The 26,348-nt window shown below is 44.8% G+C and carries 15 protein-coding genes; 8 read left to right on the top strand and 7 right to left on the bottom strand.

Annotated features, from left to right (window positions below; all coding sequences use genetic code 11):
• Window positions 1–46: 46 nt before the first annotated feature.
• The 4 genes from cgtA to BTW00_RS08105 all read right to left on the bottom strand — a co-directional run bounded on the left by cgtA (window position 47) and on the right by BTW00_RS08105 (window position 6,064).
• Entirely contained in the window at window positions 47–1,249 is a 1,203-nt protein-coding gene (gene cgtA / locus BTW00_RS08120) for an Obg family GTPase CgtA (RefSeq protein ID WP_058024205.1), read from the bottom strand.
• Window positions 1,250–1,538: 289 nt separating this feature from the next.
• On the bottom strand, window positions 1,539–2,981 hold the full coding sequence (locus BTW00_RS08115) for a glyceraldehyde-3-phosphate dehydrogenase (RefSeq protein WP_075106985.1): 1,443 nt from the start codon (window positions 2,979–2,981) through the stop codon (window positions 1,539–1,541).
• Window positions 2,982–3,324: 343 nt separating this feature from the next.
• Entirely contained in the window at window positions 3,325–4,518 is a 1,194-nt protein-coding gene (locus BTW00_RS08110) for a lipocalin family protein (protein ID WP_075106984.1), read from the bottom strand.
• A gap of 433 nt (window positions 4,519–4,951) precedes the next feature.
• Window positions 4,952–6,064: an NUDIX domain-containing protein gene (locus BTW00_RS08105; protein WP_075106983.1), complete on the bottom strand. Its 1,113-nt coding sequence runs from the start codon at window positions 6,062–6,064 to the stop codon at window positions 4,952–4,954.
• 305 nt (window positions 6,065–6,369) lie between these two features.
• Between BTW00_RS08105 and hemP the strand changes: the two genes are divergently transcribed.
• Window positions 6,370–6,528: a hemin uptake protein HemP gene (hemP, locus tag BTW00_RS08100; RefSeq protein WP_227672156.1), complete on the top strand. Its 159-nt coding sequence runs from the start codon at window positions 6,370–6,372 to the stop codon at window positions 6,526–6,528.
• Between the two features lie 132 nt (window positions 6,529–6,660).
• Here hemP and BTW00_RS08095 read toward each other — a convergent pair whose 3' ends face one another.
• Together BTW00_RS08095 and BTW00_RS08090 are read right to left on the bottom strand one after the other, a co-directional pair.
• Window positions 6,661–11,655, bottom strand: a complete 4,995-nt coding sequence (locus tag BTW00_RS08095; RefSeq protein ID WP_075106982.1) for a translocation/assembly module TamB domain-containing protein — start codon at window positions 11,653–11,655, stop codon at window positions 6,661–6,663.
• 100 nt (window positions 11,656–11,755) lie between these two features.
• A complete protein-coding gene (locus BTW00_RS08090; protein ID WP_075106981.1) occupies window positions 11,756–15,172 on the bottom strand; it encodes an autotransporter assembly complex family protein in 3,417 nt (1,138 codons plus the stop codon).
• 455 nt (window positions 15,173–15,627) lie between these two features.
• Between BTW00_RS08090 and BTW00_RS08085 the strand changes: the two genes are divergently transcribed.
• From BTW00_RS08085 to BTW00_RS14195, 7 genes are all read left to right on the top strand, one after another.
• Entirely contained in the window at window positions 15,628–16,959 is a 1,332-nt protein-coding gene (locus BTW00_RS08085) for an MFS transporter (protein ID WP_075106980.1), read from the top strand.
• 189 nt (window positions 16,960–17,148) lie between these two features.
• Window positions 17,149–17,787 carry a 2-polyprenyl-3-methyl-6-methoxy-1,4-benzoquinone monooxygenase gene (coq7, locus tag BTW00_RS08080; RefSeq protein ID WP_218609014.1) on the top strand — a complete coding sequence of 213 codons (639 nt, stop codon included), beginning with the start codon at window positions 17,149–17,151 and terminating at the stop codon, window positions 17,785–17,787.
• 205 nt (window positions 17,788–17,992) lie between these two features.
• Window positions 17,993–19,171, top strand: coding sequence for a lipopolysaccharide assembly protein LapB (locus tag BTW00_RS08075; RefSeq protein WP_075106978.1), 1,179 nt, complete (start codon window positions 17,993–17,995; stop codon window positions 19,169–19,171).
• A 386-nt stretch (window positions 19,172–19,557) separates the two neighbouring features.
• Window positions 19,558–22,029 (top strand): triacylglycerol lipase, encoded by a 2,472-nt coding sequence (locus BTW00_RS08070; RefSeq protein ID WP_075106977.1) that lies wholly within the window; start codon window positions 19,558–19,560, stop codon window positions 22,027–22,029.
• A gap of 453 nt (window positions 22,030–22,482) precedes the next feature.
• Window positions 22,483–23,982, top strand: coding sequence for a cytochrome ubiquinol oxidase subunit I (locus tag BTW00_RS08065; protein WP_075106976.1), 1,500 nt, complete (start codon window positions 22,483–22,485; stop codon window positions 23,980–23,982).
• On the top strand, window positions 23,982–24,998 hold the full coding sequence (gene cydB, locus BTW00_RS08060; RefSeq protein ID WP_075106975.1) for a cytochrome d ubiquinol oxidase subunit II: 1,017 nt from the start codon (window positions 23,982–23,984) through the stop codon (window positions 24,996–24,998). The genes BTW00_RS08065 and cydB overlap by 1 nt, the downstream gene beginning before the upstream one ends.
• A gap of 92 nt (window positions 24,999–25,090) precedes the next feature.
• Window positions 25,091–25,222, top strand: coding sequence for a hypothetical protein (locus tag BTW00_RS14195; protein WP_256714037.1), 132 nt, complete (start codon window positions 25,091–25,093; stop codon window positions 25,220–25,222).
• 210 nt (window positions 25,223–25,432) lie between these two features.
• Here BTW00_RS14195 and murU read toward each other — a convergent pair whose 3' ends face one another.
• Window positions 25,433–26,176, bottom strand: a complete 744-nt coding sequence (gene murU, locus BTW00_RS08055) for an N-acetylmuramate alpha-1-phosphate uridylyltransferase MurU (RefSeq protein ID WP_058024217.1) — start codon at window positions 26,174–26,176, stop codon at window positions 25,433–25,435.
• Between the last annotated feature and the right edge of the window lie 172 nt (window positions 26,177–26,348).

Raw genomic sequence — 26,348 nt, 5'->3', positions numbered from 1 at the left:
AGGGATTAAATTCACAATTCAAGTATAACCGCTTAAGCATACTATCTTAAGGAACGTACATTACCTCAACACCATCGTCGTCATCATCCAAATCGGACAAATCTAAGCCTTCACGCGCGGCTTTACGAGCTGCACGATATGCTTCGCGCTGGGCTTCGGTATTTAGGCGAACTTCGGCTTCTAAACGCTCAAAACGTTCTTTTTGTGCTTCAGCGAATATAGGATCTTCTATTTCACGCTCGCGCTCAAGTTCAATATCATTCATTAAATGATATTTTACTGCATCAACACCTTCACCAGTCAGCGTTGCTGTACGGAAAACCATACCTGTCCAACCAAGCTCTGCCACGATATGTGTACAAAGCGCGTTCAAGTCTTCATCATTGACCTGATCGATTTTGTTTAATACCAAAATTTGCGGTAAGTTGGCCAATTCAGGTGAAAAACGCTCAAGCTCATTTAAGATCACGCGGGCGTTTTCTACCGGATCACTGCCATCGACGGGCTTGACATCGACTAAGTGTAGCAGACGACGCGTACGAGCCACGTGCTTTAAAAAGCGAATACCCAGCCCAGCCCCTTCGGATGCACCTTCAATAAGACCAGGGATATCTGCCATGACAAACGAGCGATGACGACCGATATCGACGACGCCTAAGTTTGGCACCAACGTGGTAAAGGGATAATCCGCCACTTTTGGTCTAGCAGCAGAGACTTGACGGATAAAGGTAGATTTACCAGCATTAGGCAAACCAATCAAGCCAACATCAGCGACGACTTTTAACTCAAACTTAAGAACTTTTAACTCACCCTCAAAACCAGACGTGGCTTTACGTGGTGCTTGGTTGGTTGAGCTTTTGAAATGGGTATTACCCAGACCACCGTCACCACCTTTAGCGACCAATAGCGTCTGGCCAATTTCAATCAAATCACCGAGTACTTCATCAGTTTCGGTATCCACGACCGTTGTACCAACTGGTACTGGTAAATACAAATCATCTGATCCTTTGCCTGAGCAGTTTCTGCTATGACCGTTTTCAGCGCGCATGGCATCATGACGACGCGTATAGCGATAGTCAACTAGAGTGTTGGTGTTGTCCTCTGCAATGACATAAATATCTCCGCCCTTGCCACCATCGCCACCATCCGGTCCACCACGTGGGACATATTTTTCTCGGCGAAAACTGGCGATTCCGTTACCACCGTCACCTGCTTTTACCGTTACGACGGCTTCATCAATAAATCGCATCTTACGTTCCTTAATTCACAATCCAGTCTATGACTGGTGACAACCAGCGGTTGTATTTTAGGGTTTTGCTATATTGTTGCGGCACAACGAACACTGTATAAATACTACTTTTACTTAGTGCCCATGATGACAATAACACCCGATAATCAATCGGACTATCGGGTGTTTAAGTATGACAGTTAAAGTGATACCAAGCTATGCAAAGTAGAGTCTATTGCAGCATAATCTTTAAAGTGACCATGCTTTGAGAGGCTTAGTATAACGTTATTGCGCTACTGTATTTAGTAATCTATGCTGGAATCTGAGCGTAGCTGATTCCTGCCATCTGCGTCGCCAAACGCAATACCTGAGTACTATAACCGACTTCATTATCATACCAAACATAAACAATAGCTTGGTTGTCAGTCAAAATAGTCGCTTGGGCATCAACGATACCAACATGGGTCGTACCAACAAAGTCAGTAGATACGGCTTCTGTAGAATCGGTATAAGCAATTTGCGACTGCCACGTGCTGCTGTTAGCAATCTTACGCAAGAACTCATTCAACGCATCAGCGCTTGCTGGTGCGGTCTTTAGATTCAAGTTCAAGATTGCTAGGCTGACATTTGGTGTCGGTACACGGATAGCATTACCCGTTAGCTTACCGTTCAATTCTGGTAATGCTTTACCAACGGCTTTTGCAGCACCAGTACTAGTGATAACCATGTTCATCACCGCACTACGACCACGGCGGTCTGCTTTGTGATAGTTATCAACCAAGTTCTGATCATTGGTAAATGAGTGAATAGTCTCTACATGACCATTTACGATACCGTACTCATCGTTTAGTACATTTAACGTCGGTGTAATCGCATTGGTCGTACAACTCGCAGCACTAACAATAGTATCGTCACCAATAGTGTCATTGTTCACACCATAAACGACGTTTTTGATATCGCCACCAGCAGGTGCTGTTAGGAGTACTTTTTTCACGCCAGTAGACTGTAGGTGCTTACCAAGGCCCGCTTCGTCTTTCCAAATACCCGTGTTATCGATAACTAGCGCATTGTTAATACCATAAGCAGTATAATCGATTTCGCTTGGGTCTTTGGCATAGATGACTTGTACGAAACGACCATTAACGATCATGCCGTTATTGTCTTCATCGATACTGACGCCACCTAAGAATCTACCATGAATTGAGTCGCGCTCAAGCAATGAGATACGCTTAGCCAAGTCACCAGCAGCGGCTGGACGTACGACGATTGCCTTTAGCTGCAAACCTTTTGCGCTTGATGCTTGTGACAATAACAGACGGGTCAAAATACGACCGATACGACCAAAACCATACAGTACAACGTCCGTTGCGCCATTCACGGCACCAGCGTTGTTTATAGACTGTAGAGCGGCTTGTACATCAGTATCATTAGCAATCAATTGGCCGACGTCGATACGAGTCGCTTGGATATCAGTGTTTTCTGAGATAACTTTTACCATCGCTAGAGTATCAGCGATATCGATAGCGTTGGCATCGTTGTCGCGCAATGCTGCTTTTTGATGTAGTCCAAGTATTTGACCAACTGAAGTAGCGTCTAGCGTTTCGCCAAACAAAGTCACTTGTACGTCTTGCTCATTATAGAGCTTGCTCAATAGCCCCATAAGCTCAATGGCTTGTTGCTCTTGATTGTTGTAGTTTTTTAAGTGGTCTTGATGTAATTGGCGTAAGGTATCAGCGTTGCTCACGAGAAACATCCTTATGGTCAGTAATGTATGATCGATAAAATATGAAGAGATATAAATAAGATAGGTCGTGTATGCTCTAGGTGGTGACTGTAATAGGATAATCAACCACTATCAATATCAGTTCTTGACGTCAGAGTATTCAAATCGCCTAGATTTTAGCCTAAAATGCCTCATTTTGCCAGTAATAACCGATTAGCTAGTGTGCATAATAGGTTTTGTCGTTATATACAGACTCATATATAAACAAGGATAAAAATAAAGGCAGCCATATATGCTACCTTATTAGGACGTCGTTTACATGATAATTGCCATAGCGCTTAATTAATTGAAGCAACAATTTTCGTTATGTCTATTATGGTGCTAGATTCACTTTTTGGTTGCTCTGCGACGTCAATGTAAACTCTTTCAAATCATATCCTTGCTGCTGAGCAACCTGACGATATTTAGTATACGTTTCCTGACTGATATTCGGCGACCGTGCTAGGAGCCATAAGTATTTTTTATCAGGTGTCCCTACTAGCGCAGTTTTATAATCCGCATCACGTGCTAGTATCCAATAATCAGCACGGCCGACTGGGATCCAGCGAATCCACTTCGGTAAAAACGTCACTTTTAGTTTGCTACCACTTTCATCGACTGGCTTAGCCAAACCTTCTGCCGTAATACCTGAACCATCCTCGCTCACGCATTTGTTAGTGACGACCATGCCTGACCCATCGGTCTTTTGCGTATAGTTTGCCGTGACATCGCCTGCACATTTACGCTGGAAATACATCGGTAGACGTCCAATCTCATACCATGTCCCAGCGTATTCATTGAGATCGACACTATCCACTGTCGTTGGTGTGCTTGCAGGCTTATAGATAATATCGCTTGGCTTAACTGATAGCATATCGGTCGTAATCTTCTCGCTCATCACATTATCTTGCATATTACTGGTAGTAGCAATATTAATGGGCGGCGTTGCAGCATAGGCTGAAAATGCCGCTAGCGGTATGATGATCGCTAACGCAATGCCTGTATGCTTGATAAGTCCATTCATAAATATACGCTCCGGTATGTCTTTGTATGACGAGTTGATAGTGGTTGATGAAGTATCAAGGATTTGCTTGGTGCTGTCTTGCAAATTACTTGCTTGGTCATCTACAAGCTCAGAGATTAGCGGCTCGTCTTTATTCAACGTTGCTGATCGCTTATATCCATTAGCAATGTTGAATTGTTCTTCATCACTATTTTTCAGATGTTGACTGTTTTTGCTGTTACTCATAGCGGACTCTTTGGCCTTAGTAAGGCTTTTGTCGGCGCTTTTGTATCCAAAATAGCTGTCTTGTGAAGGCATAGCTTCTGCCAGATGATGCGAATATTTGCCGTGCAGGTTTTCATTGCTCAGTTTTTTATGGCTATAGTTTGCATCATTACTGGCATTTATTGTTTGTTGCGCATGACGACCATTGTTATAGCTGTTTGACTGTATAGGCTGCTGAGATTGAGAACCAGCTGCCTGTGAGTCAGTCCATGCTGACTCAGGTAACTTATTGGTTTTCATAGGGATACCGTTATTAATAGTGATTGTTAAAATACTTTATCTGCATCATTTATCCGAATTGATTTTATAATGAGCCTGAGTTTCAGAGTTAATTATCGACCCAAACTCTACTGCTACAAACGCTCTTTTTTATTATAAGTTTTGATAGATGCGTTAATAGTTAGTTTACTGATAAAAACCAGAATCAATGCGCTGTAGATATGCAATATATATTAAGGGCAGCTGGACTATTAAAACAGTGGTGCAATGTAGGGAAACGCAACGGTTTGTAAGTAACGATGGGTTTATGCGTTAGTACACACACATCATAATCACAAAGTTACTGATTGGATAAATAACTTAAAAATCAGTTATTTATACTTACCTATCTTAATAAGCAAACATAGTCAAGTGAATGATATTGCTGCTTAATGAGCACTCATTTTCTAGTTTTTTATTCGTGGAACTGACGAATGCCTGCGACACTGACACCGCCGTGCGCTAATGTCTGGTCAATCATACTAGGAGCCAAGCCGCCCAGACCAATGACTGGCATGTCAGCTAACTGCGCCAAAGCTGACCACGCCTCCCAGCCAAGTGGCACCGTCTCAGGATGCGTCTGAGTTGTAAGTACAGGAGACAAAAAAGCGCCAATCACTGGCGACAACTGCTGCTGTATGCGCATACTCGCAAGTTTATTAGCGGCAAGAATGCTGGCAATATCATGACAGCTGACTATTAGTGGATGCTCACTCGAGATGTCGGCCAATTGCTCAGACTCTGTAATATCTTGAGTATCATTGAACCATGCCATTAATACCGAATGCGTCAGGTGTCTAGCGACAATCGAACCAGTCGTTTTTGCCTCTATCATTGCCTCTGTAATTGTCGTCTTGGAGCGCTGACAGTCATTGTCGTACGGCAAAATCGCTAGAATATCTGGACGCACATCCATTAGCTGCTGGGCAATATATTCTAACTCAGATGCTTTTAGTCGGATATAAACCCAAGACTCTGGTGCCAACTGTTGTCGATGATAGTGCACCCATGCTGCTGCTGAATTTGGCTGGGCAGAAAAATGCGCAAGTGGATACGTAATCGCTATTTTTGTAGGAAGCTTTAGCCACTCCAAAATAGTTTTATTGGCAGCGGGCAAATGATACGCTCCTGCCAGTAGCTTAGATTTTTCAACCCAAGTCATTGCTTGGCCTTCTAATCCATACTCACAATGCTTGTGCTGTTCATACTGCTGTGCGGTCAGTTCAACCTGATAAACCTGCAAGCTCACTTGCTTGTCACCATAGTCGTGATGCAAACGCCCAAGCTTCACCATCATATTTTGATGAATATCGATCCCTGTTTCTTCAGCAACCTCCCGAATCAATGCCTGCTTTGCTGACTCATCGACTTCTATCTTACCGCCTACAAACTCATAGCGATTGCCTTGATGCTGAGCTGCATCTCGGAATCCAAGCAAATACTTGGTTTTATAATAAATAACCGCAACCGCAACATTGACGATGGTGATGTTTTTAATTTTTGCCTGATTGTTGGTTTCACTCGGCATAGCCTTGTCCTCTACTATTAAGTCTGTTTTGGCTGCTTTCTAATTATTTGCTTGTATATTCTGATGAATATACATAGATTTCGTATCATTCCTGCAAGCCTCTCAATATTTTTTATATAGGTAAAAACTCAATTATTGGCGGTTTGTGACGCTAGCCTCATATAATTTTACACAATGACTGCATTTTATTTTATCAATTACCTTGCAAATTTATTCAATCTAAATGATAATTATTATCGTTAAGGTTCATTAGAACATAGCTAATTTATTAAGCCACTTCTTATCAAAAGGAATTTACCATGAGTATGGTTATCTCTCGCTATTTAAACTGCCGCGAAAATCGTCTACCAACACTACAGTCGCAGCATCTATTTGCCCTGACCAAAGAAGTACGTATCGAACATGAAGGCGAAGAGTATCGCTTACGCCTCACTCGCAACAATCGGTTGATTCTGACCAAATAACTGTATGAGTAGACTACATTTTTTACAAAAAAACGCCTCGTAATGAAGGCGTTTTTTTTGTAAAGCAATAATTATAAGAATCCGTCTCAATCCATACCGCTAATCAGATACCCACTCGGTCAAGTAAGAGCGTTAGAATTGCCAACTATAGACCACGTCTACCGCATTTTCAGCAGCCGAGCTGGCTTCTACGTAAATACGACGAGTCAATTGATAGCGAACAGATAAGCTATTTTGAGCATTAAAGACACCCACGCCGTAGCGGATATACAAGTCAGGGGTCACGTAACCGGTGACATTGACATTGGTATCTTCACTACTACCCGATGCATCCACCGTCAAGCTCTGTAAACCAAAGGCCTGTCCGATTTGATTGGTCAGACTGCGCGTACCACTCAGACCAAAGCTTAATCCAGCAGCGGCTAGGTTATTGGTCACTTGTGATTTAAACCCTTGCTCACTGATTTGAGTTGCACTCTTGTTATCGATTCGCCCTGTCACCAGCGCATTCATCGCTTGCTGCTGGGTCAATCCTGCATTATTAAAGACGATGATATTTGGACTTTCAGTCGTACCTTTCACACGCAGACCCACTGTTTTACCATTAATGGTTTTTGCAGCTTCAATGCTCAAGCTAGGCTTCATGACATCGCCGTTGAAGCGCACTTGACCATAGTTGAGCTCTAGGCTTTGGCCAAAAGCATTGATATTGGTACGACGTGATACTTGAACCACGCCTTTTGCACGCATGATGCCCGTGCCATTTTGGTTGATGTTAATCGCACCAGCCAATGGAATGACGGCACCAAAACCACGGAAATTGATGTCATCACCCAAATCAACACCGATATCGGCATTGATAGACCAAGGTTTTGATATTGCCAATACCTCATCGATGTTACCAATCAAACGACGATCCAGCACTACCACATCTTCAGATTGAGTCACAATATCTTCGCTGGCTTCTGGTGGACGAATGGTCGCTGACGGCACGCTGACTGCCCCTTTGATATCCACATAGCGGTCGCCTGGACGTACAATAATGTCAATATCAGGATTGATCTCAGCCACGAGCAGTGGCGGCTGTGTCACAACCAATCCTTCACCAACGATACTCAATTTGGCCTGTAGTTTTTGCTGCCAGTTGACGGTTCCTGTTAAGGTTCCTGTGCCTGTGCCGCTTTTGAACGTACCATCAATGGTCGCTTGCGTACCGCGGATTTTGGCCTGTGTATTGACATTGGTCAGATTCACTGGCAAATCCAGCATAGCGATACGGCCATCAGAGAGTTTCACATCACCATAGAACTGCGGCTTGTCTAGCGTACCGCCCAATCCACCAGCCATGGTGACATTACCTTTTAGTACTCGCATGCCTGGGAAGAAAGGCTTAAAGATGGCCAAATCAAGCTCATTCAATACGAGTGCACCAGAGATTGGTTTCGGCGTTTTATAAGGATCAACAACGACTTCAGCATAACCGCGAGCACCGCGGCCCGTATTGATGTCGGTACGCAGCTTGATACCTTCTGGCACCGACAAGGCGATTAGTGAAACACGCTTATAAGGCAGTGTCACAGGCGTGCTATCTCCGTCTTGAATCAAGCCGATTTTGCCATTATCTGAATATAGTGTCGTGTTAATAGTTGGCGGACGACCACGTTGCCAACCGACAATGGCTTTACCATTAATCTTGCCGTGCCAATCAATATCCTTTGGTAAAAATACTGAAAATAATGACGTATCTAAATTCTGCAATGCCACATCGACCTCACCACTGGCTGGAGAAGCCACTAAGTTCTTGCGTAAGCATAGCTTGCCCGTTTGGTCCGTGGCTTGCCAACAATGTGCAGCCAACTGTACTTTGAGATCTGTATTATTGCCATTTTGATTATTAGGCAAATTCACAATCAGCTGTGCTGGCTGTAATTGATTTAAGGTAGCGTATCTGGATTTAACGCGGCCTTTACCGATGACTCCTGACCAACGAAGCTTGTCGCGATCAAACCCACCTTTAAGCCTAGCGCCAACATCAAGCTGCTGATTGGCTACATTTAGATCAACGATATGAGATTGCTCAGTCCCATTAAAAGAGGCTTTTACACTATCGAAGCTTTGTCCCGCAGCATCCAGACCTTCAGCGCTGACGATAAGCTGGCTTGGGCTATTGGCTAGATTAACCAGCTTGCCACGTATACGACCTTGACGCAAAATAAAGCCCGGTAGTGCAATCCGCTCACCGACCAAATCGATATAAATTGTTGGTAGTGCCTGACCTGCTGGTTGAGACAACGTCGCCCCACCAGTGACTTTACCAGCAAGCTTATCTGACAGTTGATCTAGGCTTGTGATATTGATTTTGGTCTGTAGCTGTTTGGCATTGCCATTAGCAGTGACATAGTTGTCACCCCAGCGTAGTATCAAGTTGTCAGCGTTTAAACTATCGATCAATGCATTCACTTGCTTATACTGTGCTTGGGCATCTTGTGTTTGTAGACGTTTGAAATAGCTGGCTAAGTCTTTTGGCAGGCGCAGTTTTGCAGCCAAGCTGCCTTTGGCGCTGAGCGGCTGTCCTTTTAGCATACCACTCAGATTGACTTGTCTGATATTGACGGTCTGCTGCGTATCGCCCCAACGTCCATCTGTCTCAATCCTACCAGTGATACGGCTTGGTGTATCCTTTAAGAAATATCCGATATTGAAGCGATCCATCACGGCACTAATGTCCCATGCAATGCCTTGACGCACATCAACCGTTCCTTTGGCATCAATATTACCTGCCGCGCCCACATGACGCAGACGGTTGATACGGATCAGCTGACTATCGCCGCTCGCGTTAATATTCAGCTTACCTGCTGGTAACTGCTCGGCATCCAAAACCCCATCGAAATTCACAGCAAAACGCTGTAATTTACCTGCGGTATTTGGGCTGTTTTTAGGCGCAGCCTGCCACTCGCCACTGGTTTTTAGATCCCCTGTGATGATTGCTGGGTTATTGGGTAAAAAGTAACCCAAATTAAAGTTGTCAAAGCGACCATCGACCGTCCAGCCAATATTACGACGCAAGTCAATGACACCTTTGGCATTCACCGCACCAGCTTCGCCATCATAATTCAATTTACGGATACTAATTAATTTTGGCGTACCCGCTGCGTCGATTGATAGACGACCTTTTGGTACATCCGCTGTATCGATCTGACCATCAAAACGTGCATCAAATACGGACAACTCACCACCCACGATATCGACACTGGCATCACCGCTACCTGTTATACCGATCGCGCGTCCGTTTTGCGTGGCATCAAGCTGTGCCTGTAAGTCGGTATTATTGACAGTAATCACATGGCGCTGACCGCTAACGCCATTTTTGGTGATATTTAACAGGCGACCACGAGCGCTTAGGCGGCCTCTTAGACGCTCAAGTGGTAAGTCACTACGGTACTCTTTAGGTAATAAACCCTTGGTCGCTGCATCAATCTGCCATGTCAGCGGTCGATTTTTGCCTGCTAGCCGGATCTGCCCAGTTCCTGATAGGTCGCCTACGATGCCATCATAATTGAGTCGGTTGATATCAATGACATCGCCCGCTTTACGCAAGCGCACATCATAGTTGCCTTTGGGCGCAGCATTGAGTTCATTGATTACTGCATTGGCATCTACTGAGACAGTAGAACCACGGACGATCACATCGGCCTGACCACGCGGGCTATTGATGTTGCCAATATTAGGCACATCACGGCGAGTCAAGTTTTGCCATCTTGCATCAATATACCAAGGCGCTGTCTGTTGAGATTTAGCAGACGTCTTGCCGCGCACTAGGTTGGCGTTGACATATTCGCCATCACGCTGACGTAGGTCTACATCAATCTCTGTATTACCTGTACTGTTTTGCTGCTGATAACGTAATGATAATCTGCCATTGAGCGTTTGAGGAGCATACGCTTTAAAATCAGCATACTCATCAGGAATCGCACGTCGAATGTCAAAGTTACTACCAGCCGCACGCACTGTCGCATTAAAGCTCTCTCTCCAGCCTAAGATGCCCTGAAGCAGCAAACGTCCAGAGGGAACGTCGGCTTCTAAGCGGTCAATGCGCAATTGACTGTCTGCAATGACGCCGCGCCCTTGATAATGTCCCGAAGGAATATCTTTAGAGGTCAGCTCTGTATTGATGCGCAGCCTTATCTCAGAGATAACGCCTGATGCCGTAGCCATACCACTTTGCAGACGAATGTTTTGGTCGTCTGCATAAGGCACTAAAATATCATCCCACTTCAGTTTTGCCTGAAACGGTGCGCCTGCATCTAGGCCTTGAACCACAAAATCGCCGCTAACGTCGCTGTCGTTATAGCGACTACGCACGTTACCAACCGTACGTTTTAGCGAGCCTGTTGCCGTGATATTCAATGGATCGATATAAGCTTTTTCAAGCGCACTCACCTCTACAATCGCGCTCAGATCCAGTGGGTAGTCGCCTTGTAAATCTGCCTCACCTTGTAAGGCACTGACTTTTACAATATCAGCATATTGCAAGCTGCCGCGACCGACCGTCACTGTACTGCCAACCCATGTCAGATCGCGAGCCGTAGTATTGTTGATAACAATAGGCTCTTTGGTCACTTGCTTATAAATAATTTTATTGATTTTTGCGTGATCAAAACGTAGATTGACTGGTAGCTTTAGCGTCTTATAATCAAACGGCTCGCCAGTCGGTGGTTTTTTATTGAGGATCTCGATGGTCTGTATATCGGCATCACTCAGGTGTACTTCTTTTGCAAATACCGCACGCCAGCCTATCTTGACATAAGCTTTGTCTACTAATACCTCAAGGTCTTCAGTGGCTTCAATATCGATATCTGTCACCCAAATACCGTCACGCAAATTACCGCGCCCATATTTGAAATCGATACCCGTCTCAGCACTGATTTTTTCTAAAATAAACTTGGTGCCAGAGTCCGTGCCTGCAGCATAAAAAAATATCGCAAACATAATCGCTAGTACGATAATAATCAGTACCAGTAGCTTGAGTAAAAATGATAGCGGATACCAGCGCCTAACGGCACGAGCATCGCGCTGTGCTGGGTCTTCATCTGGTGCATTGTTAGGCGGGGTATTTTTTGTCTGCATGACACTCAACTACGTTAAAAAGTAATGACCAGCAATCGGTACGATAAGTAATGAATAAAACGGTTTAGGCAGTCTGTTTGTACATTGATAAAGCGAGCATCTACAACGGTGAGCCAATAAAGAAATGTAATCGCACAGGAATATTGTCTTCTGTCACCCCTGCAGCGACATCGACACGCACCATTCCGACAGGAGAGGCCCAGCGCACACCGACGCCGACGCCAACTTTGGTTTCAGCATCAAAGTCTTTGTCGTACGCATTACCAACATCGGTAAAAAATGCGCCACGAAAGCCCGGTTTGAACTCATAGTTATACTCTGCACTACCAACCGCTAGTACTTGCCCGCCTGTCAGATAGCCTTTATCATTTAGTGGCGATAAGCTCTCGTAATCATAGCCACGGATGCTTTGGTCGCCACCTGCGAAAAAGCGCAATTTATAAGGCACGTCATAAAAATCATCTGCCCAAATATAACCACCATTCAAACTACCAAGCACTTGATGTTTTTCGTCATCGCCAAAGCTATAAATACCGCTAACACCAGCACGCACGATGGCCAAATCAGTATCACTCAGCGCTTTGTCAGCACCTGCTTCAATCGAATAATACTGACGCATACCGCGCGTTGGATTGGTCGCACTATCCGTGTCGGTTTTATTCATACCATAGCCAAACAGCAATGCTTGCTGCTTGGGGTTTGACGAGGTAAAGCGGATAGGTAAATCATCCCGCGCAGCGCCGTCAACGCCAGTCTCTAGCTCATCTAAACGATAACGCATAGAGTAGCTACGATTCCAACCACTATCACGGCGAATATTACGTGCCAAAGCCGCTTTTAAAGTGGTGGTAGATAAATCAAAGTTACCTTTGCCTTGGTCAATGACTTCTTCTTCATAAGTCAGACGCCCATCCAATTTATCATTGAGTGGATGATTCCAAGGACGGCTCGCATAAACAGCAACGTTTTTGCTGATTCTGGACACTTCGGTTTCTGCACCTGCTTGATAGCCCTGACGGTTAAGCAAATTATAATCGATCTTGGCGGTTGCTCGCACGCCTGTGTCAGTACCATAACCCAAACCAACCTGAGCATCACGCGGCTTATCAGCGTATACAAAGACATACAACGGTACTTTTTTGCTTGTGGCAACGTCTTGCGGTGTTTTACGTCCTGCCAGCGTTGGCGGTACGAAATCCTCATCAACGGTGAAGTCTGCATCATCAGGGAATATTTTTTGAGCCACATTACTGATAGAGTCACTGATTTTGCCTAATAAGCTATCCGCTTCTTGGTCTTTTTCATCCAACACGCGGTCATCCGGCAGGCGGCTTAGACGCTCTGCTTTTTGCTTAACGGCTTGTAGCTTATCAAGCGTTTCTTCATCAACCTCAAACTCGATAGCAGCAATATCAGCTTCATTGACCGTCTCGCCACTACCATTGCCAAGCGCACTTTCACGCTCTACGCCAGTACTACTACCCGTATCTTCTGTACTAGCCAAACGATTATTGGATGCTGCTAGAGTAGCATTATCTCCAGTCATATCTGAGATGCCATCATTATCAACATCCTCATCCAATATAGCATTGCTATTGGCAGGCGCGTTGTCAAATGCCAGTGTACTGGTCTCACTACGGTCATCTGGCGGTAATATTGATTCAACGTTGACAGTGTTGAAATAGCGAGTCGCTGATAAGTCATTACTAAACTTTGTCACTGACGGACGATAGAATGGATCGCCCGGCGCAAACTCATACAACTGCTGCAATAACGACAATTCTACTGGGAGTTTGTCAGGGTCTTGTGTCAGCGTGTTGGTTTCTTTGTCATAGGTAAAGAAAACAACATCATCAAACTCGTAGCGGTCGCCTGTGTTGTAGACCAAAGACATATCCGCTTTGTTGTCGGGTAAGATAATATCGACAGATTTGTTCAACCAATACTGATCGAAATATCCATAGGTATTACTCAAAGACTCAAGCGCGGCTTTGCTACTCTTGTAGACACGATGATTAAAGACATCCCCTTCTTGCGGCGGTAATTCTTTTTCAAGCGCGACAAACTCTGCTTGCTCACCGCCCTCACCGCGGATATCCACGATACGACTATCGACAATAACAGGCTCGCCCAGCTCTTCGATAACCACATTGATCGTATCACGCGTAGGCTGACGTAGACTAAGCGTCACATCATAGTAACCCACTGCTTTGGCGGCATCCAATGCCGTTTGACGCAAACGTGGTAGCGCTGCGGTAAAATCAATGACCGACTGCACTGTCGTATCATCAAGGGCCGCTTTAATGTTTTTCATTGGCTGAATATCGTCGTCAGCTTTGATGAGTTTTGGTTGACCATTTGCCGTGTCTTCGGCGCCAGCTTGTTGTATATAAACTGTGGTCTCCACACTTGGTAACGCCATCACACCACCATTGAAAAAGCGATTATAGAGACGCTTGACAATGTTGCTTTTATTACGTGCAAGTGGTTTTGACTGGTCAGCTTGCTCGATGCTTTGATTGACGGCCTGAGTATCATTCTGATAATCCGGTAGGTAGTCTTCAGGATCAATCATATCTGAGGGCATGTTACCGCCATCGGTTATATCGCTATTACCTGCTATTATCTCATCATTAATGCCATTTGCCGCATTGACATTGCCACTGCTGACAGAGTCACTCACGTTAATGGGACGTGACATAATTTCAGCTGTGGCTGCCTGTTCTGCTACGGCCTCACTTCTACCCAGTGTGTCAAGATTGCTAGGCATAGGCAAGTTGGTCGCATCTAAGTCAACATCTAAGCCGATGGGCGGCGCTGTGTCGTTCAATGTGGCAATTGGCGCGTCAAAAGCACTGTCATTGTTAATGCTGTCGATATCTTGAGCGTTTTGCAAATCGAGCGCCGCCAGCTCACGATCAATCTGCTCAGGCGTCATCATCTGATAGCCTTGCTGCTGTATCGCTGTTGCTTGCTGCAACAAATCATCGTTAGATAGATCTGCCTGCATGCCTTCTACGTACATATCCTCGTCGAAACGATTTGAATCTTGCAGGCCACTATTCTGATTATTATTTCGGGCACTGTCATTCTGAGACAATGGCGAGTTAACACCTGATTTTTTGATACCTAGTGTTTGTTCGCTATAGTCATCCAAGACCGACTGATCAATAACACCTTGCTCTACTGCCTTTTTTAGACGTAGTGCATCTAGGGCAGCATCGAGCTGGGTATCATCGTCTGATAGTGTGCCTGATGTATTAGTAGTCGCTTGGCTATTAGCGACTGGATTGCCAGTCGATTGATCAGCGATATTGGTCGTGGCAGTATCCGCCAATGCGCCCGTTGTCATACTAACCAGACTGGTGGCGAGCGCTGTACAGAGCGCGGAGCGCTTAAAACGAATACGCGATGCGTCAGTAGGAGAAGGTTGAATATTGGTACTGTGTTGAATATTTGCTCGGCTACGCTGCTTCATTGATAGGTGGCGTGCTCGAGTTGAAGACAGCTGTGTCATATTTACGTCCTATCCCTTCACGCGGCATACTATTATTAACGATTGATTATCGCCAAGTCTGACCGGTGAATAAACTTATAGCAGTGGGCTGAAATTAATGGTTTACTACGTTGCTTGTCATGATGGAAGTCTCTAGCGCATATTAAATCTCAGCACTCGATGGGTGACACCATACAAACTGTCTTGATTGATAGCAAGCCTTCACCTTTACCGTCGCTCGCACCTTTTAATGCAACCATATAAAATTTACAAATCATAACTTAGTTAATTATGAAATCATAGCGCAGGTTTCATGTATTTTTACCTAAGCCTTGCTATTATACGGCTTAATATTGATAAAACCTATGCTGTATTTCGATAAGTTTTTGATGATATTGATGATTGCTATCGCATTATAAGCTGCGTTCAGCGCCTCTTCTTACTTTATCAGCCGCGTCTCATCTGTAGGAACGTTCATGTCCAATCAGTTTCAGCTATTTAAGCGCCGCCGTTTTAGCGCCATGTTTTTCACCCAGTTTTTGGGTGCGTTTAATGACAATATCTTTAAACAAGCACTCATACTGGTTCTGACTTATACCGCTGCCAGTCAATTGGGCGTCGAAGTCAGTATTTTAAACAATTTGGCCGCGATGTTATTCATATTGCCCTACTTTTTGTTTTCGGCATTGGCAGGACAAATCGCTGATAAGTATGAAAAATCTAAGCTCACGCAGTTTATCAAAGTGCTTGAGCTGGTCATCATGGCAATCGCTGCGGTTGGTTTTGTTTTTGAATGGTACACCCTTTTATTTGTCGCGTTGTTTTTGATGGGCACGCATTCGACCTTTTTTGGACCGATTAAGTACGCTTATCTACCACAGGCGATGAAAGAAGATGAGCTGGTCGGTGCCAACGGTCTGTTTCAAATGGGCACTTCTCTGGCTATTCTCGTTGGTATGATTGTCGCTGGTATCTTAACTCAGCTATCACACTCGTTGTATTGGATTAGCGCCACCGTATTGGTCGTTGCTGTGCTGGGTTATCTAGCAGCACGTTATATCCCTAACATGCCAGCCATGCAGCCTGATCTTAAGGTTAATTGGAATATTATCACCACCAGCTTGTCTACGGTGCGCTATCTCTACTCTCTACCATTTTTGTTTTTTGTCATTCTTGGCAACAGCTGGTTTTGGTTCTATGGGGCGACGTTTTTGACTCAAGTGCCAGAGTTCAGCAAAGTCATTTTGCATGGTGATGAGTCGGTCGTGATTTTTCTATTGACCCTGTTTTCAGTAGGCGTGTCGATAGGTTCGCTCCTATGCAAATCATTGACCAAAAACCAGGTCAGCCTACGACTATTGCCTTTTGGTATTGCTGGATTGAGTATCTTTGCTACTGATTTGTACTTTTCACTTTCAAGCCTAAACATAAATGTGAATAATGACACATTGCTTGGCATCAGTGATTTATTTGGTGTCAGTGGGAGCTGGCGCGTCTTTGCTGATTTGTTCTTATTGGGGTTCAGTGGCGGTTTATATATTGTGCCTTTATACGCCTCAATGCAGGCCTATGCGCCGAAGAGCCATCGCGCGCGTATCGTGGGTGCCAACAACATATTCAATGCGATATTTATGGTCACGTCAGCGATTTTTGCGATTGTCATCTTAAATGCATTAGGGCTAAGTCTGCCGCAGCTATTTTTGGTAACAGGTTTGCTCAATATTGCTTTTGGTATCTTCTTATACCTTAAGCTAAATAGGCATATCAAACAGGCGGTTATCCAAACCAATGATGAAGTGGTTATATAAATAAGCCATATCGAGCTTAAATAACGATAGCAATCGATGCGTTATCAAGGTAATAATATTGATGCCGATAATTTGGATTGTTTGCTATAGTAATGTACATAAGAGCTGTGCATAGGAATATTGCCCTAGAGCAGTCACTAGTCTTATTTTATTGATAGAATTTAATGCCATCAGGAGTGAACCATGGCCCTGCGTCCTTTATCCAAAATCGATCAGCTATTGCTTGGGGTCGACAAAGCATTACGAGCTGTCGTGCCAAACTCAAACCCCAGTACTCGCCCATTGCCAGTGAGTAGTGACGAGATTCCTGAACTGACCATCACCGAGGCGCGCCATGTCGCAGGACTGATGCGTATCAATCATACCGGTGAAGTGTGTGCGCAAGGTCTCTACCATGGACAAGCATTTGCTGCGAAAGACAGTGGCGTCAAGCAAGCCATGCAGAACTCTGCTGAAGAAGAAGTCGATCATCTGGTCTGGTGCGAGACGCGCTTAAATGAGCTGGGTAGTCATGCCAGTATTTTTACGCCACTTTGGTATGGGATGTCTTTTGGCCTAGGGGCAGTTGCAGGTGCCATCTCAAATGAGTTTAGTCTGGGGTTTGTCGCGGAGACAGAAGCACAAGTTAGCGAGCATCTGCAAGATCATATCAGTCAACTACCCGAACATGATCAGCGCTCAAAAGAGATATTGGCTCAAATGGATATCGAGGAACTGCATCATCGGGAGCTGGCACTAGCAAGTGGCGGCGCTGCGTTGTCACCACCTGTACGTCAGACGATGCGCTGGATGGCCAACCGTATGAAGGCGACCGCTTATCATTTGTAGAGGTAAACATAATAAATTCGTCGATGGCATAGCTGGTCTAACTAACGCTGCTAGATTTGCTCAACGCTAGCGATTAACAATCCTACCACAGATAGCGCAAAGCTTAATTTGCTAGGGTATTAAAAATTTGTACGATTTTGCAGCAAACATATATCCTGATTATCAGCCGATCAATGAATAACGACTAAATAAGGTAATGATTTTTATGAAAGCAACTCTCTCTAATAGCGCGTCTTCCAAGTCGCCAAAGCTTGCAACCTTGACTGCGCTCGCGGCCGCCTGTGCAATGATGCTTTCTGCGCCTGTGAATGCTGCAGAAGCTGACACTGCTGCTACATCAGCACCTGCTGTACCGAGCGCTATAGATTCCAGTAAACGCGTGATTCGTCTAGCAAGGCCAGGTGCAACGACTAGCACAGCTCAAAGCACAACAGATGCTACGCCTGCTAATAGCGCTCAGTCAGTTAATACTCAGCCAATGATGCCGTTAAGCAACACTCAGCCTAACCGTACGCCTTTGAGCACGGCACAGGCAGCGCAGATGATGCAATCAAACAGTACTCAACCAAACCGTGTACCTGTCAGCGCCGCTCAGCCACCAGCATCGCAAATGATGAATCCAGCTAACGCCCCTGTGATCAGCGGTACCACTCGCGTCTATGAGCCAGGCCCGATGACTGCGACTGGTATTGATCTGCGCAGTGGTCAGCTCTCAAATATTCCAACGCCACAAGTACAGCTTTCAGATGTGAGCTTTATCAAAACCGTCTTGATCCCACAACAAAAAGGCCTAGGTACTGACAAACTTGACGTAAGCTTGCTTGATGATTTCATCGCAGACGTCTCACCGAATGCTCGTCACTATCCACCAAACTTCCCTAACCGCACTCAGCGCCATTATACTCGCGAAAAAATCAAAGTATTGGCTGATTGGATCGAGCCTTATGCCAAATCACCAAATGCGTCTTACGATGTATTGATTCGCGCAGCCAAGCTAAATGGTATGGGTCGTAATCTAGACTTGGGCTCAGACTACACGGTACGCGGCGGGCAGTATGTTGACCGTGCCATCAAAATTCAACCAGATAGCGGTGAAGCCAACTTCTTATATGGCATGATGTTATCAGAAGGTGGCGGGTTTAAAGAAGGCCAAAAATATCTAGATCGAGCGGTCTCTCTTGGCTACACCGAAGCAGAGCAAAGCTTGGCACAGTCAGATCTACTCAGTGATCGCCGTGCCAGCGCCCTAGAGCGCCTACGTCGTCTTGAAGAAAAATACCCTAACAACACCGTGATTCCTCAACAAATCAAACTGGTGGAAGATGGCAAATTCTACATTTGGGACATCCCTGCACCAGATATCAATGTCAAACCAGGTGCCTAAATTGGCACTGTTTGTCTATACTAAAGATAAACAAATAATTTTGTAGCCTTAGAATACCTAGCGCCTTTGTTTTTATGAATATAAAGCAAAGGCGCTTTTTTGTGTCTGGCTTTTTTGTGCCTAATAGAAACCTGCCTGCACAGAGCCTCATCTTTTTCTACTTTACCTCTTTTTTCTTTGTCTAAATAAATGCCCTTTTTAACCAAAAATTTAAGTGTATCTCAAAACAATAACCATCAATTGAAAAAGTCATTCGATATATAGCGCTTGGTTATAACCTTTCAAATAAAATAGTCTAATATCAAAAGTTACGCTAAACTCTACTATAACCAAAAGTACTTCCATTGCTGATTTTCTCATAACTACTTTTTTTACCGGACTGACTTATGACTTCTGCTAGCCCTAGCAAAAACACGGTAACGCAAGCCAATAAAAAAATGCGGCCTATCGCCTCAGTCGCATTATTGACAGCGGCAATGCTGTTACCAGCCTGTAGTGTCGTCTCGGTGGAAAAACAAGCATCGGCCAAGACCATCTCAGCACAGCGCGGTAATATCGTCACTGATAATCAATTAAGTAGCGATACGGCATCTGCCTTGCTATCAGCAGGTCTTGATGAGCAAGCTTGTAGGCAGCAATTCGACTTGTGCTTGACTCAGCTCACGGACAGTATTTTAAATAAACACTATCGACCTGCACTGGCAATTTTTGCAGAACTGCACTACGCAAAAGCGCGCCAGCTTGCTGACTCACAAAACTGCCGCAATGCACTTGCCCGTCCACCACTTGACCCATACTATGCCAATGCGCCTTTGAGCGACGACGATGCCAAAACGCAGCAAGAAGAGACCAATCTTTGCTTAAACACTTATCAGGACAGACTGTTTGATGCGGTTAAATATAGCTATACCTATTTGTTTTATGACAGTCTGACTCATGATTTTGAGGGTGCTGATGAAAGCTATAGTAGTGCTCACACGCAAACCCGCATCCCAACTGACAACGATATTCAGACCCAAGATATCTACAACGCTGCCAGCAATGATGTCATCACGCAGCTTTATCGATCGACCGAAAACTCAGATAAATTGATGAATGGCACAAAAGTAGAATACTTAACCGTCCCTTCTACCAAGCGCGATAGTAGCGATCAAGCAGCGATTGCCAACCGAGCCCCGCTAAAAGGTAAAGCGATCGACCAAGTCAAGGTCATGAAAGTACAAGTAGATGATTATGACCTCGGCATCTATTTGCCCAATGAAAACAACTATTTGCAAAATGCGCATAAACAAGACTCTGCGCTTGCTGACTTAGTTTCTACTTACGAGCTACGTCTCTCTGGGCTGAACTCTGTTAGCAAACGTCCCGGTTTAGGTATCAGCTTAGTCGCTTCTCTCGATGATCGTTACACCACCACGATTCGCCAATTATTGGCGTCCTCATTATCGGGTCGATTATCCAATGAAAGTGACAATACAAAGGATAGCGAGCCAAGCTCACGCATTTATCCTACGGGTCATCTACTGCTGACTGGTTTGATCAAACCAAGTGGTGATAGCGTGCTGGATGTGCTGAGCAGTCGCCAGCTCGATATCCATTTATACAATCCATATCAAACTGAAACCGTCAATATTCTTAACGATAACTATCCGTTAGCAGCCAATTTCTCAGCAGGTTATGGAATGTGGCTGGCAGAAAACCAGTTGGATAGTGTGGGTTATTTGAACCTCATCACACGCCAGCCAGATGCTCGTCTACCCAAACTGTTTATGCTCGAACCTTATGACCCTGACAAGCGTGTCATCATTATGCTACATGGTTTGGCCTCTAGCCCAGCCACATGGGTCAATCTCACCAACGATATTCTCAATGATGACAAACTGCGCGACAATTACCAGGTTTGGCAAATATTTTATCCAACCAATTTGCCTATTTTAGAAAACCGCTATCAGATTCAGCAATTAATCAATACTACCTACGAGCAGACGGACCCAACAGGACAAAATCGCGCCAGTAAAAACAGCGTGATTGTCAGCCACAGTATGGGCGCGCTCATCGCGCGTATGATGCTATCCGATGAAAATCTGGTTGAAGACTTAGACCGACTGGATGACCAAGACATTCTCTCAAACAGTGAAAAGCGGCAAATACGCGACGCCCTCAAAGAATCTTTTGGCGAAAAGGAATTAAAAAAACGGTTTGAGCTTCACTCATTGCCCCAAGTAGACACTGCCGTATTTTTGTCTGCGCCATTTCGTGGCACAGATTATGCCGATCGCTGGTTTACGCGGGCGCTGCGCCGCATTGTCTATCTGCCAGTCGGTTTGGTAAAAACAGTGACTGACAACTTGGCAACGATTGCCACGCAAGGCGATCTGGCACAAAACCCGTTGGGCGCTTTGTATTTGCAAAACGGTGCCAGTCAGCTCAGTGACAAATCTTCTTTTATCGAATTAACCAAAGATCTGACGATTAATAGCCGTGTGACTTATCATTCAATTATTGCCAACAATGATGCTGATATTACCAAAGGGTTGGCTCAAGCACAGCCTGACGGTGCCAAAATTGATTTATCGCAAGCGCTAGAAGAAGACGCTAAAGACGAGCGCGCAAGTGTCAGCGTGTCAGATGACACATCAGAGCTGCCTCCTGAGCCACTGGTCGCTGCCGTCACTGTTGATAAAAATATCAGTCAGGCCCTAACCCAACGTTTATCAGATGGCATTGTTCCCTATACCAGTGCTCACCTAGATGGCGCCGCCTCTGAAACAGTTATCAATGGCGGTCATAGTATTCAAACCAATCCACAAACTATTTTGACACTGCGACGGATTTTGCATAAACAGTTACAAGAATGATGTATGTTTTTGTTATTGGGGAACATTTTAATGCATGGGAAAGCAAGTAATAAACAGAACAGATGTTTTATAAAAAAATACTCGCTATTCCCAAGTCATTGTTATTCATAAAGTTAATTTTATTTTCAAGGGTGTTTTATGATTGTTTTTCTGACTCCTAGGTATGCAGCTGTCTAACCGCACAGGTTGCGTCACTATCTAGGGAAGCGCATAATATATACAGCACATGACTGTAATATATGAATTTATAGGGACATAAATTATTCAATTCAGCTAAACAGTGAATCGCAAGCTTAACCACAATTTATGCCTAATGTTGCTAAAGTAGAGTTTTGCGTCACTGAGCCATTGCCCGTAATCTTTGTCACCTTGATTTATGTACAGTTACGGACAGTTACTTAAGCGTTGTACGGAAGCCAGCGCTATTCAGCTAACAGATGAGAGTAACCGTTTATGTTCGCTACGTTTATGATTGACCAGCTCGATGCGCTGACACTCGCGCGCATCCAGTTCGCTTTCGTTGTCTCTTTTCATATCGTCTTTCCCGCTTTTTCTATTGGACTTGCCAGCTGGCTGACCGTACTTGAGTTTCGCTGGTTAAGAACAGGCAATCCTGTTTTTGCGGAAGTCTATAAACACTGGGTAAAAATATTTGCCGTGGTGTTTGGTATGGGTGTGGTTTCAGGGGTGGTAATGTCTTACCAGTTTGGGACCAACTGGGCAGTCTTTTCAGATAAGGCGGGTAACGTCTTAGGCCCACTACTCGCTTATGAAGTACTGACTGCATTTTTCTTAGAAGCCTCCTTTTTGGGTATCATGCTCTTCGGTTGGGGCCGCGTTAGTAAGCGCATGCACTTTGTCGCCACTGCAACCGTCGCTATCGGTACGTTGATCTCAGGGTTTTGGATCTTGGCCGCCAACAGCTTTATGCAGACGCCGCAAGGCTTCATGGTCGGTGCTGATGGTCTGCTTTATCCAACCAACTGGCTTGAGATTATTTTTAATCCCTCATTTCCCTATCGCTACGCACACATGATGACCGCTGCTTTCTTGACGACTGCTTTTGTGGTTGGTGGTATTGGTGCTTATTATCTACAATCCAAAAAGCACATCGAACACCGAAAACATGGCCGCGTGATGTTGGGCATGGCGATGATCATGGCGATTTTTGTGGCACCTGCGCAGGTATTAATCGGTGATGAGCACGGGCTAAATACGCTTGAGCATCAGCCTGCCAAAGTCGCAGCCATGGAAGGTATCTGGGAAGATGAGCGCGGGGCAGCATTACGTCTCTTTGCGATTCCTGATCAAGAAAATCAAACCAATAAATACGAAGTAAAAATCCCTTATGTCACAGGTTTGATCCTCACTCATTCGTTAGATGGTGAAGTGAAGGGTCTCAAAAACTGGGCACCAGAAGACCAACCACACGTTATTATTGTGTTTTGGGCCTTCCGTATTATGGTTGGCATTGGTATGTTAATGGTGCTTGTGGGTCTATTTAGTGTCTATAAATACTTCAAAAAACAGCAGTTCAATCCTGACAGCAAGCTGTTCCACCGTGCATGGATGATGATGACGCCGCTTGGCTTTATCGCGCTACTTGCCGGTTGGTTTGTCACCGAAACAGGGCGTCAGCCATGGACAGTCTATGGTGTAATCCGTACAGCTGAAAGTATGTCACCCTTAGCAGCCCAACAGGTTGCCACTACATTGATCGGCTTTATTATCGTCTATACCTTTGTTTTTGGTGCAGGTAGCTTTTATATCTTGCGCTTGATTGGTCAAGGGCCAAAACCTTATACCGATCCTGCCGAAGACAATTTCTACGAGCATTCAGTAACCGAAGGTCAAGGTCGTACGCTGAGCGGAGATAATGATCCTGCTGGTCACACTGCCAAGCAAGATATCGACACACCAGCAGATGACATCGATGATGGAGGGTTACGCTAATGTTTAATTTCGGTGATGTATTAGACTTACCCTTAATTTGGGGTGGATTGATTGCGCTTGCAGTCTTTATTTATGTCCTGCTTGATGGCTTTGATTTAGGCTGTGGTATTTTATTTCCGTTTGCAGGCTCGGACAAAAACCGTAGTCGCATGATGAACTCTATCGCCCCATTCTGGGATGGTAACGAGACGTGGCTGGTATTGGGTGGCGGCGGTCTATTCGCAGCTTTCCCAGTCGCTTACGGCATCATCATGACAGGGCTTTACTTGCCTGTGTTTTTGATGCTGGTTGGTCTGATCTTGCGTGGCGTGGCGTTTGAGTTTCGTTTCAAATCTAGCACGCATCGCTACATATGGGACTCTTTGTTTTTTGTTGGCTCAATCACTGCTGCATTCTTTCAAGGGGTGATGCTTGGCTCGTTGGTACATGGTCTTGACGCCAGTAACCGTCTGTTCACGGGTGGCCCCTTTGACTGGTTCACGACCTTTTCGATTGTCAGCGGTATTGCGGTCATCATTGGTTATGCGCTATTAGGCTCGACGTGGCTGATCTTAAAGACGGAGCATGACTTGCAGGTTTGGGCAAGAAAAATCTCAGGGTGGTTATTGTCAGCACTGGTTGTCGCAATGATTATCGTGACGATCTTTATGTACTTCTCAGACATTGAAGCACTTGAGAATTGGTTCACACTAGCACGCTTACCTTACTTAGCGCCGATGCCGATTATTGCACTCATATTATTCTTTATTATGCGTAAAGATTTGACCACAGAGCGTGAATATCGTCCTTTCTTATTGACTGTCGCGCTATTTTTGATGGGTTATATTGGGGTGTGTGTGGCGATGTTCCCTTATATCGTGCCCTATCAGATGACGCTACATGAAGCGGCGGCTGCCGATACATCGCTATCATTTATGCTGGTGGGTGCAGTAATCATGTTACCTATCATCTTAAGTTATACTGCTTATGCGTACTATGTGTTCAAGGGCAAAACTGATCACGAACATATGTACTAGTTATTGTAAATGACAAGCAGCTAGTAGTGAGATAAGCAGGTGCTACACATTTTTGTGGCACCTGTGCTCAATTTGTCAGATAAGAGGTCTTTATGAAAAATCTCAGTAAAAAACATTTGAGTAAAAAGCAAAGACAATGGGCTTGGTTTTTGGGCTTATATGCCGCAGGATTTTTGACGATCTTTACGATTGCCCAATTGATTAAGCTGGCAATGGGCATTTAACACGGTTATCAGACAATACGGTTATCAGACAATACGGTTATCAGACAATGTCGTTACCTATGTGCTACGCGCTCAATTTATCAGCCCTTGTATTCACTCTTCATTTCTATTGGTAAAGATTGAACAAGATATAGAAATCATCTGTGTAAAAAAGCAGCGTTGAACGATCAACGCTGCTTTTTTGTGTTTACCAGTGTATTTTTGCTTATCTTATGAATTTACTCGACCTTGATGATTATCGATATCGTTTTTTTCAATAAATTCATTCACTTGTGCCAAGCGCTCAGCTGTACCAACGTCGATCCAGTTATCAGTAATCACTTCAGCAGTAATCTGGAATTTGATCATCGCTTGCTTAAGTAGTGGTGCCAATGCGGCAGGCTGTCCTGATACCAATCCCTCTACCAACGTCGGAGACATCACGCTAATACCAGCGAAAGTAAACTTGTCCGCATCGCCAACTGGCTGCTCGCTGGCAAGACCATTATTAATAGCGAAATCACCACCATCATTGTGCTCTGGATTGTCAATCAACAACAGGTGCGCGCGCTGATCCGCGCCTAGTGTATAGTCTCGCAACTGAGCAAAATCATAGGTCGTCCAAACATCAGAGTTGACGAGAATAAATGGCTCGTCTCGCAGCTTGCCTGACTGTAATGCCTGAAAAATGCCACCTGCCGTCTCTAACGGCTCATCACCTTCTACTGACCAATGTAGTTTGACTCCATATTGCGAGCCATCGCCCAAGGTATCCATCAGCTTATCCGCCAGCCATGACGCATTGATCGTGATATCGGTAATACCTGCGGCTTGTAGTGCTTTAATATGCCAGACAATAAGTGGCTGTCCACCTACTTGAACCAAAGGCTTGGGCGTATCTAATGTCAATGGTCGCAGACGTGTGCCCTTGCCAGCAGCCAAAATCATGGCTTGTGTAATCGTAGAGCTAGACATGCTTACTCCTATTTTTATTATTTAGTTTATCAATTTGATTAGGGCGTGTTGAACATTCGACCATGGCACTGACAGCGACTATTTTTTAGGCGATTCGATGTTAAAAATAATAAGTTTAGTCACTCTAAGCGCTTATTTTTAACGATGAAGCGGCAAAAAAGAGTCCTGTCCC

Source organism: Psychrobacter sp. C 20.9, from assembly GCF_001921765.1.
In the GTDB taxonomy this organism is placed as follows: domain Bacteria; phylum Pseudomonadota; class Gammaproteobacteria; order Pseudomonadales; family Moraxellaceae; genus Psychrobacter; species Psychrobacter piscatorii_B.
The sequence above is the reverse complement of the archived record's forward strand: the minus strand, read 5'-3'. Positions and strand labels throughout refer to the sequence as shown.